Genomic DNA, 10,901 nt, shown 5'->3' with positions numbered 1-10,901 from the left:
AGAGAGAAGTTGCTCAAGATAGTGGTTGGCATCGATAATGGTCATGGCTTCGTGCGTGGCGGTTTTGTTTGGCGATAAAATCAGATCACAATCGAAGCCATTTTTATATCTATTTCAATTGGTTGCTGCTAAAGATCCTGTACATGTTCCTTTATTAGTAGGCTTACCTTGAGCTGCTGGTTTACCATTGTCCACCTTGCCGCCCTTGTTAGCAGCAGGCCCTTCACTTCGATCCGCCTTGTTGCCCGCCCCATTCCCCCGCTGATGGCTGATATCGCTATGACGGGTCAACGCGGGCTTGAGGCCCTTGTTGCGGCTGCGCTCGGCCTTGGCCTCGCCGCGCCCTTCCGGTGGCACTAGGCAGTCGGGGCCGTTGCCGATGAGGTGGCCCTTGCCCATCTCCAACAGGGCTTCACGGATCATGGGCCAGCCGGCCGGATCGTGATAACGCAGCAGCGCCTTGTGCAGGCGACGGCGACGCTCCCCTTTCACCACGAACACGTCCCCACCTTGGCGGCTCACCTTGTTGAGGGGGTTTTTCTCGGTGTAATACATGGTGGTGGCGTTCGCCAGCGGCGACGGGTAGAAGTTCTGCACCTGATCGAGCTTGAAGCGGTTCGTTTTTACCCAGAGCGCCATGTTCACCATGTCCTCATCGGTCGTGCCCGGGTGGGCCGAGATGAAGTAGGGGATCAGGTACTGCTGCTTGCCCGCCTCTTTGGAATATTTGTCGAACAGCTCCTTGAAGCTGTAGTAGCTGCCCATGCCCGGCTTCATCATCTTGGAGAGCGGGCCTTCTTCCGTGTGCTCCGGCGCGATCTTGAGGTAGCCGCCGACGTGGTACTTGGCCAGCTCCTTGATGTAGCGCGGATCTTCCACCGCGATGTCGTAACGCACGCCGGAGGCGATCAGGATCTTCTTGATGCCCTTGAGGTCGCGCGCCTTGCGATAGAGGTTGATGGTCGGGCTGTGGTCGGTATCCATGTGCGGGCAGATGGTCGGCCAGACGCAGGAGGCGCGCCGACAGGTCTGCTCGGCCTTGGGGCTCTTGCAGCGTAAGCGGTACATGTTGGCGGTGGGGCCGCCCAGATCCGAGATGACGCCGGTAAAGCCCGGCACCTTGTCGCGGATCTCTTCGATTTCTTTAAGAATCGACTCTTCCGAGCGGCTCTGGATGATGCGCCCTTCGTGCTCGGTGATGGAGCAGAAGGAGCAGCCGCCAAAGCAGCCGCGCATGATGTTGACCGAGGTCTTGATCATGTCGTAGGCCGGGATCTTCTCGTTGCCATAGGCCGGGTGCGGCACCCGCTGGTACGGCAGGCCGAACACCCCGTCCATCTCGTCGGTTTCGAGCGGGAAGGCGGGCGGGTTGACCCAGATGATGCGATCGCCGTGGGCCTGGGAGAGGGCGCGGGCGCAGCCCGGGTTGGTCTCGTGGTGCAGGATGCGGGACGCATGGGCGTAGAGCACCTTGTCCTCCTTCACCCGCTCGAACGCCGGCAGCTTGACGTAGGTCAGCTCCCACGGCTTTTGCTTAGGGGGCTGCACCAGGATGGGCTTGGCTTCCTGCTCCACCGGCGCGGTACCCTCGTCATCAGAGCAAGGCGCCCCTTCCATATAGGGGTTGGGGATGGGATCGATGCGGCCAATCTGGTCGAGCTTGCTCGAATCCACCCCGCGCCAGCCCGGCAACGGCTCCTTGCGGATCACGGCGGTGCCGCGAATGTCCTGCATGGTGTCGATGGTCTCGCCGCCTGCGATGCGGTGAGCCACTTCCACCAGGGGGCGCTCGGCGTTGCCGTAGATGAGGATGTCGGCCTTGGCGTCGATGAGTATGGAGCGGCGGATGGTCTCGGACCAGTAGTCGTAATGGGCGATGCGGCGCAGGGATGCCTCGATGCCGCCGATGACCACCGGCACCTCTTTATAGGCCTCCTTGCAGCGCTGGGTGTAGACCAGGGTGGCGCGATCCGGCCGCTTGCCGCCCACATCCCCCGGGGTGTAGGCGTCGTCGTGGCGCAATTTTTTGTCGGCGGTGTAGCGGTTGATCATGGAGTCCATGTTGCCCGCCGTCACCCCGTAGAAGAGGTTCGGCTTGCCCAGGCGCATGAAGTCATCTTTCGATGACCAGTCCGGCTGGGCGATGATGCCGACCCGAAAACCCTGGGATTCGAGCATGCGGCCGATCACCGCCATGCCGAAGCTCGGGTGATCCACGTAGGCGTCGCCTGTCACCAGCACGATGTCGCAGCTGTCCCAGCCAAGCTTGTCCATCTCCGCGCGGGACATGGGCAGGAAGGGCGCCGTGCCGTAGCACTCGGCCCAGTAACGGGGATAGGAGAAGAGGTTGGTAACCGGCTGCATTTTGACCACCTGGAACAATTCGGGTCGCGCATTATACCGGCAGAGCCAGGCGGGGGCGACGGCTTTTTGCCCCTACAGAACGCGAGGGGAAGGGGCGCCTTCGAACGGGCGCGACAGGTCGGCGTGACAGACTCAGATCTCATCAACAAGCAGGGCGCCCATTGGCGCCCTGTTTGCTGTCATCCGGGTCGGCACGCTAGGCCGCCGGTTTGTCCCGCCCCTCGGGGACCACCGCCCCCGGCACCGGGGAGGGACTGGCCGGGGTTGCCGTGGCCAGTATTTCGTCCACCAGTCGGTCCCGTGCCCCCGTCATCCCCGCGCGTCTGGCGATCAGGTGATAGATGGCGGGCACCACCAGCAGGGTCACCAGGGTCGCCAAGGACAAGCCGAAGAAGACCACGGTCCCCACGGCCATCCGGCTCTCGTACCCCGCCCCCATGGAGAGCATCAGGGGCACGGCGCCGATGATGGCGGTGAGCGAGGTCATCAAGATGGGGCGCAGGCGGCGCACCGACCCCTTGATGATCGCCTCCTCGAACCTTTCACCCCGCTGGCGCAGCTGGTTGATGAACTCCACGATGAGGATGCCGTTCTTGGTCACCATGCCGATGAGCATGATCATGCCTATCTGGCTGTAGATGCTGAGCTCCTGCCCCGTGAGCCAGAGGCCGAGCAGGCCGCCGAAGATGCCGAGCGGCACCGTCATCATCACCACCGCCGGGGTCAGCAGGCTCTCGAACTGGGCCACCAGCACCAGATAGACCACCAGCAGGGCCAGGCCGAACACCAGTGCCATCTCCCCCTGGTTGTCGCGATAGTCCTTGGACTCGCCGGCGTAATCCACCGACATGCCGGTGGGCAGGTGATCTGCGGCCCAGCCATCCAGGAAGTCAAGCGCCTCCCCCAGGGTGTGACCGGGGGCCACGTCCGCGGTGAGGGTGACCGCCTTCTGGCGCTGGTAGTGGTTGAGGCGCTGGGGACTCGCCACCTGGGTGACGGTCGCCAGGGTGGAGAGGCTCACCATCTCGCCGCTCGCGGCCTTCAAATAGATGCGGCTGATGTCGGAGATGCCGTTGAACTGGGTCTGGTTGGCGCGCAGGTAGACGTCATACTCCTCGCCCCTGTCCACATAGGTGGTCTGGCTGACGCCGCCGAGCAGGGCCTGCAGGGAGCTTGCGATGGTGGAAACCGGAATGCCGAGCTGGGTGGCTCGCTCCCGCTCTATGGTCACCTGCAGCTCCGGGGTCTTCTCGGCATAGTCGAGATCCGGGCTCTGCATCAGCCCGCTTTGGGCCGCCGCCTCCTTGAGCGCCAGCCCCTGCTGGTTGAGCTCGCCGTAATCGGAGCCTTGCAGCACGAACTGCACCGCCGCGGTGGAGCCGCCTCTGAACCCCGGCTGGAAGGTGCGGATCATCACGTCGGGGATGCTGGCGAGGCGGCCGCTCAGGGAGCGGCCAAACTCGGTGGCCGTTTCGTCCCGCACCGCCCAGTCGCTGAGCTGGATGATGGCCATGCCGGTCTGATCGCCGCCGCGCCCGAAGGCCGGGGTGCTGAAGCTCATGGCCTGCACCACCCCCTTGCCGAGCGGCGGCAGGATGGCGGCCTCCACCTGCTGCATGTTGCGCTTCATCCGCTCGATGCTGGTGCCCTCCGCCCCTTTCACGAACACATAGAGCACGCCCCTGTCCTCGGTCGGGGTGAGGCTCGCGGGCAGCTTGCCAAAGAGGGCGCCAATGCCGCCAAGGCAGAGCAGCAACACCAGGGGCATCCAGACGGCGCGGCGCAGCACGGCCCCCAGCACGCGGCGATAACGCTCCTCCACCCAGCCAAGTCCCTTGTCCAGGGTGGCGGTCAGGGCGTTGGGCTTGTCCACGGCACGCATCAGCCAGGAGCCCATGGCCGGGGTCAGGGTGAGCGCCACCAGGGAGGAGAAGAGCACGGCCAAGGAGAGCAGGATGGCGAACTCGGTGAAGAGGCGCCCCACCATGCCATCCATAAAGGCGATGGGCACGAACACCATCACCAGCACGGCGGTGGTGGCGATGACGGCAAAGCCCACCTCCCGGGTGCCGTGCCAGGCCGCCATCAAGGGGGACTCTCCCCGTTGCAGGTGGTGGTGGATGTTCTCTACCACCACGATGGCGTCATCCACCACCAGGCCGATGGCGAGGATGAGGGCCAGCAAGGTGATGAGGTTGATGGAAAAGCCCAGATACCAGGCACCGATGAAGGCCGAAATCAGGGAGACGGGCACCGTGATGGCGGGGATGAGCGTGGTGCGCCCCTGCCCGAGGAACAGGTAGAGCACGGCCACCACCAGCAGAGCGCAGATGGCGAGTGTCTCGTATACCTCGTCGATGGCCTGCTTGATGAAGATGGTGGAGTCGTAGTCGACCTCAAGGGTGGCCCCCTCCGGCAGGAAGCGCTGCATCTCCACGAGCTTCTTCTCGATGCCCTGGGCCACCGCCAGGGGGTTGGCTGTGGATTGAGCGACGATGCCAATCCCCAGGCTCTCGCGGCCGTTGCGCTGATAGGCGCTGTCTTCGTTCTTGGCCCCCACCTCCACATCCGCAATGTCCGCCAGATAGATGCTCTGACCATTGGTGGCGGTTTTGACCGGCAGGGTGCGAAAATCTTCCGCACTGTGATAGAGCCGTGCGATCTGCACCGCCATGGTCATGGTGTTGTTGCGGATCTCGCCGCCCGGCAGCTCGATGTTCTCCCGCTTGAGGGCATCCTGCACGTCGGCCACCGTGATGCCGCGGGCCGCCATGTCGGCGGGGCGCAGCCGCACGTACATCACCTGGGTCAGGTCCCCGGAGAGGGACACCTCGCTCACCCCGTCCACCAGGCTCAAAGGGTCCACCAGCATGCGATTGGCGTAATCCGTCATGGCGGTACGATCCATCTGGGTGCTGCTGAAGTTGAGCCAGATGGCCACATCCCCGTTGCCGTTGTCCTTGGTCACCATGGGCTCGTCCGCCCCGTCTGGCAGCTTGGGTCTGGCCCGGGAGATGGCGTCACGCACGTCGGAGGTGCCCTCCAGCATGTTCCAGCCGAGCTTGAACTCCACCGTGATGGAGGAGCGCCCCTTGCGGGTCACCGAGTTGATGTTCTTGATGCCGCTGATGCCGGAGAGCTGATCCTCGATGGGCTTGGTGACCTGGCTCTCCATCACCTCGGGGGCCGCCCCCTCATAGGTGGTGGTGATGGAAACGGACGGGGTCTGCACATCCGGCATCTCCCGCACGGTGAGTTTGCTGAAGGCCACCAGGCCGAACACGGTGAGCAGGGCGCTGATGACCACCGCCACCAGGGGACGGCGTACTGAGATATCGGAGAGCCACATCAGCCTTTCACCTCGCCCAGATCACGTACCTGGGCGCCGTCGCGCAGATTGACCAGCCCCTCCACCGCGATGCGATCGCCGACGTTCAACCCCTTGAGCACCCAGACGGCCTCGCCATGGGTGTCGCCAAGCTCCACCGGCACCCGCTTCACCCGTCCGTCCGCCTCCAGGCGATAGACGAAGCGCTGCTCGCCGGCGTACTCCACCGACTGGGCGGGGATCAGGGTCATCTTCTGGGGTGGCAGAGAGAGATCCACGTTCATCAGCATGCCGGGGCGCAGCTGGCCACCGGTGTTGGGCAGGATGACACGGGCCTTGATGTTCTGGGTGTCGCTGGAGATCCGGCTGTCGAGGGTCTCCAGCACGCCGGAAAAGGATTGATCCGGCCAGGCCGAGCTGGTTGCCGTCACCGCCATGCCGGGGCGCAGCAGGGAGAGGTAGCGCTCGGGCACCGCCAGATCGAGCCGCAGTTTTGCCAGCTCGTCCAGATGCAAGAGCACGTCGCCGCTGTTGACCAGGGCTCCTTCGCTGAGATCGATGAGGCTGACGGTGCCGTCGAAGGGGGCGGCCAGGGTGCGCAGGGAGAGCTCGTAACGGGCCGCATCGACCCGGGCCTGGGCCTGGGCAACAGTCGCCTCCTGCCCCTCCAGCTCCGAGGTGGTGACGGCGCCTCGCGCCACCAGCTTGCGCATGTCCCGCAGCTTGCGAGCCTCGTCGCGCACGCTGGCGCTCTGCTCGGCCAGCTCCGCCTGCTGCTTGCCCGCATCCAGGGCGATCAGGGTCTGCCCCTGTTTGACCTGCTGGCCGGAACTCACCGCGATGGTGGCAATGCGGCCGGTCACCTCGGGACTGATGGCCACGGAGCGATTGGCCGCAAGCTTGCTCACCAGCTTGATGGAGGGCTCGGCCAGGCTCTGCCTGACGGTTTCGGCCCTGATATTGATCTCTCTTGGTGCAGGCTTGCTGGCAGGTTCAGCCTGCCGCAGATGCCAGGCGCCCGCCGCCAGCAATAGTAGAAGAGGGAAAAGCCACAGCCACACGCGCGTTTTCATCACAAGATCCATGCAGTCAAAGAGAGAGGAAGAAGAGATAGCTTCATCAAGGATGGCACCATGTTACCCCCTGACTATGCCGTGACTATGTATAAATGTGACAAAACGTAACAGTCCGGTGAGAAGATCATCAAAAACGCATCTTGTCGGCACGCGCGTTAGGGTTCTGCCTTACACTGATGCCGACTCTCGCCATCTTCCGGTACGCCCATGTCCATTCCCTCCCCCGCCTTTGCCAGATACCGATTGCAGTGGCTGCTGCTGGGCCTCGGCCTGCTGTTGCTGCTCGCCCTGTAACATGCGTTTCGCCAGGTTACCGAGATCAACAAGCGTGACACCATCAACGCCGCGACCCAGCTCAGCAGCCAGCACCAGCGGATGGAGACCTTCCTTGAGGCCATGCGCGGCCAGGCGGAGGAGCGCCTGCGCAGCAATCCCCAGTCCGTGCTCTCTCGCCAGCTCTATCAGGCGCTGCAATCCGACGGGGAGCACGGCATCAACCTGGATCGCATCCCCGTCGATCTGCCCCCCGCCCTCATCGGCAACCTGACCGGGCAGGGCCCGCTGCCCCACGACGGCAGCGAGTGGCAAGCCAGAATACATCTCGCCCTCAGCCTCTCTCCCCTGCTCGCCACGGCCAGCAAGCTGCTGGACAGGGACGTGGCCTGGATCTACTTCACCGGTACGGACAATTTCATCTACCTCTATCCCTGGGTGCCATCCAGCCAGTTTCGCTTCGATCCCGTGATTTACAGCAAGGCCTACTGGCAGGAGGCGATGGCCAGGTATCCCCACCTGGAGCACGCCATGCTCTCGCGCCCCTATCAGGATTTTGCCGGACGGGGGCAGATGATCACCCTATCCCAGCCCATTACCCAGGGCGGCCAGATCATTGGCCTGCTCAGCATCGACATCCAGACCGTCACGCTGGCGCAGACCCTGCACCGCCTCGCCCCCCGGATTGGTACCCTGTTCCTGCTCAACGCCCATCAGCAGATCCTCGCCAGCAGCCAGTCCGGTACCGCGCCGCCCCCGGTCAGGACGGCGCAGTCAGCGGAATATGAGTGGCAACAGGGCGCCTTGCAGCTCGTCTATCCCATCCCGGAGACACCGCTCTCCCTCATCCATCGCATCCCGCTGCTGCCTCTGCTGCAGACGCTGTTGTGGCAATCGGCGACGGCGCTCATCACCATTCTCTGCCTGGTGGTGGCGACCGTCTCCAGCCTGCGTGCCCAGCGCCTCAACCGGCGCCTCAACTACCTGTCGCGCCACGATGCCCTGACCGGCGCCTTCAACCGCCACTACTTCGATGCCTTCGAACACCGCCAGGCCCTGGCAGGCCGCCAACGCATCGGCGCCATCATGTTTGACTGCGATCACTTCAAACAGGTCAACGACCGTTTCGGCCACGGGGTGGGCGATCAGGTCCTCATCCGTCTGGTGCAGCTCTGCCAGTCCCTGCTGACACGGGAGTGCCACCTGATCCGCTGGGGCGGCGAGGAGTTCCTGCTGCTCGTCGCCGATGAAGCGATCCCTCTGGCCCCCTTGGCCGAGCGGCTTCGTCTGTGCATAGCAGAGCATCCCTGGAGCGCCATCGCGGCCGAGCTGAAAGTGACCGTCAGCCTGGGCCACTGTCGCCAGTCACCGGCCATCTCCTTGCAGGAGGTGATCCGCCGCGCCGATATCGCCCTCTATCAGGTCAAGGCCAACGGCCGCAATCGCAGCGAAGCGTGGCGGGATGACGGGCAGGAGAAGCCGGAGTAAGCTGGACTCCCACTTCATGTCAGGAGACGCAACTGTGTCACGAAAACCCCGTCTGGGATTGGCCCTGGGCAGCGGCGCGGCCCGAGGATGGGCCCACATCGGCATCATCCGTGCCCTGGAGCGACTCGGCGTCAAGCCGGATCTGGTGGCTGGCTGCTCCATCGGCAGCTTTGTCGGCGCCGCCTATGCCGCTGGTGAACTGGACAAGCTGGAGAGCTGGGTGCGCGGCTTCAGCCGCCTGCAAGTGATGGGACTGCTCGATCCCGCCCTCTCCGGCGGCCTGTTTCGCGGTGACAAGGTATTTGGCATCGCCGCCGGCCATCTGGGGGATCCCGCCATCGAAAGCCTGCCGCTGCCCTTTGCCTGCGTCGCCACCGAACTCGATACCGGTCGCGAGATCTGGTTGCAGGAAGGGCCGCTTCGCCAGTGTGTGCGCGCCTCCTGCGGCATGCCCGGCCTGCTCACCCCGACCCGGGTGGAGGATCGCTGGCTGGTAGACGGGGCCGTGGTCAACCCGGTCCCCATCTCCCTGGCCCGCGCCATGGGAGCCGAGGTGGTGATCGCCGTCAACCTCAACACCGATATGCACCAGCCCTGGACCGACGAACCGGACGAGCCCGTGCAGGGGGGGCTGCTCAGCCAGTGGTTGAACCGGGGCGAGCGCGAGCCCAGTACCCCCGGCATGTGGGGGGTGATGACGGGCTCCATCAACATCATGCAGGAGCGCATCACCCGTGCCCGGATGGCCGGGGATCCCCCCGAGATCCAGCTCTGCCCGCGCCTTGGCAACCTCTCCATCATGGATTTCCACCGCGCGAGCGACGCCATCAACGAGGGGGAAGCCTGTGTCGAGCGCAACCTGGAGCAGCTCAAGGAGGAGCTGTCACGACTCTGCCTGATATGAAGGCATATCGGGGTAAAAGACAAAAAGAGCGCCAATAGGCGCTTTTTTGTTTCGGGCGACGCGGCTCAGAACAGCCCCAGCCCCTTGAGCATCACCACCAGGATCAGCAGCGGCGACACATAGCGGATGATGAAAAACAGGGGGCTGAGGATGGGCAGCGCCAGCTTGCCTCCATTGGTCAGCGCCGTCGTCATCCGCTCGAATCCCCATACCCAGCCCACAAAGAGGCAGAGGAAGATGCCGCCAAGGGGCATCAGCACGTTGGAAGAGACGAAGTCGAACAGATCGAAGAAGGTTTTCCCGCCAACCTGCACATCCGCCAGCGTGCTGCTCGAGAGCGCACAGGTCGAGCCGACCGCCCCCAGCACCAGCAGGTTGATCAGGGTCGCCCTTGTGCGGCTCATGTGAAAGCGCTCGGAGAGCACCGAGACCGGCACCTCCAGGATGGAGAGCATGGCCCCGGTGGCTGCGATGGCGGAGAGCACGAAGAAGAGCACCATGAAGAGGTGTCCAAACGGGATACTGGCAAAGACCGCGGGTATGGTGATGAACAGCAGGGAGGGGCCTGCGCTCGGCTCGAAGCCAAAGGCAAACACCGCCGGGAAGATGGCGATCCCCGCCAGCATGGAGACGAAGAGATCCGCGCACATCACCCGTACCGTGGTGAGAGGGATGTGCTGATCGTCCCGAAAGTAGCTGCCATAGGTCATCATGCAACCCATCCCGATGGAGAGCTTGAAGAACGCCAGCCCCATGGCCGTCAGCACGACGCCTGCGGTCACCTTGGAGAAATCCGGCGAGAACAGGAAATGCAGTCCTTCGCTTGCTCCGGGCAGAGTCAGGCTGCGCACGCCTATCACCAGCAGCAGGATGAAGAACAGTGGCATCAACCGCTTGGTGACCGCTTCGATCCCCCTGGAGACCCCCATCAGCAAGATCCCCCCCATCAGGGCCAGCACCAGCCACTGCCAGAGCAGACTCTGCAAGGGATCCGTGATGAGTGAATTGAAGGCAGCACCCGTGACGGCGGGATCGGTGGAGAGGATCTCGCCGCTGGCCGCCTTGAAGATGTAGGCAAACACCCAGGCCGCCACCTCGGAGTAGAACGACATGATGAGGAAGGCCGCGCTCACCCCCATGGCGGCGATCAGCCACCAGGGTTGCCCCTTTGGAGCCAGCTTGATGAGCCCGCTGACCGCATCCGTCCTGGCCTCGCGCCCCAGCATGATCTCGGAGATCATCACCGGCAATCCCACCAGCAGGGTGGCGATGACATAGACCAGCAGAAAACCGGCGCCACCGTTCTCACCGGTCAGATAGGGCAGGGTGAGAGCGTGAACAAATTGTTAAATTGAGGTCAATTTAGCCAACCCAGCATCCAGTACCTTTTCCAGATAGGGGCTGCTCATGCCCGCAAATTGCTGCTTCTTCCGCAAGCTTGCCTTACGGCTGGTTTCGGCCCGCAGCA

The 10,901-nt window shown here is 63.8% G+C and carries 5 protein-coding genes and 2 pseudogenes; 2 read left to right on the top strand and 5 right to left on the bottom strand.

Annotation, left to right across the window (positions count from 1 at the left end):
• Positions 1–114: 114 nt before the first annotated feature.
• The 3 genes from J9889_RS14050 to J9889_RS14040 form a co-directional block, all read right to left on the bottom strand.
• Positions 115–2,364, bottom strand: coding sequence for a YgiQ family radical SAM protein (locus tag J9889_RS14050; protein WP_246878096.1), 2,250 nt, complete (start codon positions 2,362–2,364; stop codon positions 115–117).
• A gap of 196 nt (positions 2,365–2,560) precedes the next feature.
• The gene (locus J9889_RS14045) at positions 2,561–5,713 is read right to left on the bottom strand and encodes an efflux RND transporter permease subunit (RefSeq protein WP_210557065.1); all 3,153 of its coding nucleotides are present in this window, start codon (positions 5,711–5,713) and stop codon (positions 2,561–2,563) included.
• Positions 5,713–6,765, bottom strand: coding sequence for an efflux RND transporter periplasmic adaptor subunit (locus J9889_RS14040; protein ID WP_039039307.1), 1,053 nt, complete (start codon positions 6,763–6,765; stop codon positions 5,713–5,715). The genes J9889_RS14045 and J9889_RS14040 overlap by 1 nt, the downstream gene beginning before the upstream one ends.
• Before the next feature lie 321 nt (positions 6,766–7,086).
• Here J9889_RS14040 and J9889_RS14035 point away from each other — a divergent pair, with 321 nt between their 5' ends.
• Both J9889_RS14035 and rssA read left to right on the top strand, forming a co-directional pair.
• A complete protein-coding gene (locus J9889_RS14035) occupies positions 7,087–8,529 on the top strand; it encodes a diguanylate cyclase (RefSeq protein ID WP_349237013.1) in 1,443 nt (480 codons plus the stop codon).
• Positions 8,530–8,563: 34 nt separating this feature from the next.
• On the top strand, positions 8,564–9,433 hold the full coding sequence (gene rssA / locus J9889_RS14030; RefSeq protein WP_029313973.1) for a patatin-like phospholipase RssA: 870 nt from the start codon (positions 8,564–8,566) through the stop codon (positions 9,431–9,433).
• Positions 9,434–9,498: 65 nt separating this feature from the next.
• Here rssA and J9889_RS14025 read toward each other — a convergent pair.
• Positions 9,499–10,755, bottom strand: a pseudogene (locus tag J9889_RS14025) (sodium-dependent transporter); the annotation flags it as partial.
• Positions 10,756–10,779: 24 nt separating this feature from the next.
• Positions 10,780–10,901 (bottom strand): annotated as a pseudogene (locus J9889_RS14020) (ISAs1 family transposase); the annotation flags it as partial.

This window comes from Aeromonas sp. PrichA-15 (assembly GCF_017939245.1).
GTDB classification, from domain to species: Bacteria; Pseudomonadota; Gammaproteobacteria; order Enterobacterales; family Aeromonadaceae; genus Aeromonas; species Aeromonas caviae.
The sequence above is the reverse complement of the archived record's forward strand: the minus strand, read 5'-3'. Positions and strand labels throughout refer to the sequence as shown.

Bases quoted from the DNA above. Each gene is read 5' to 3' on its own strand.
- J9889_RS14040 (WP_039039307.1), bottom strand. From the start codon at position 6,765: ATGAAAACGCGCGTGTGGCTGTGGCTTTTCCCTCTTCTACTATTGCTG.
- J9889_RS14045 (WP_210557065.1), bottom strand. From the start codon at position 5,713: ATGTGGCTCTCCGATATCTCAGTACGCCGTCCCCTGGTGGCGGTGGTC.
- J9889_RS14050 (WP_246878096.1), bottom strand. From the start codon at position 2,364: ATGCAGCCGGTTACCAACCTCTTCTCCTATCCCCGTTACTGGGCCGAG.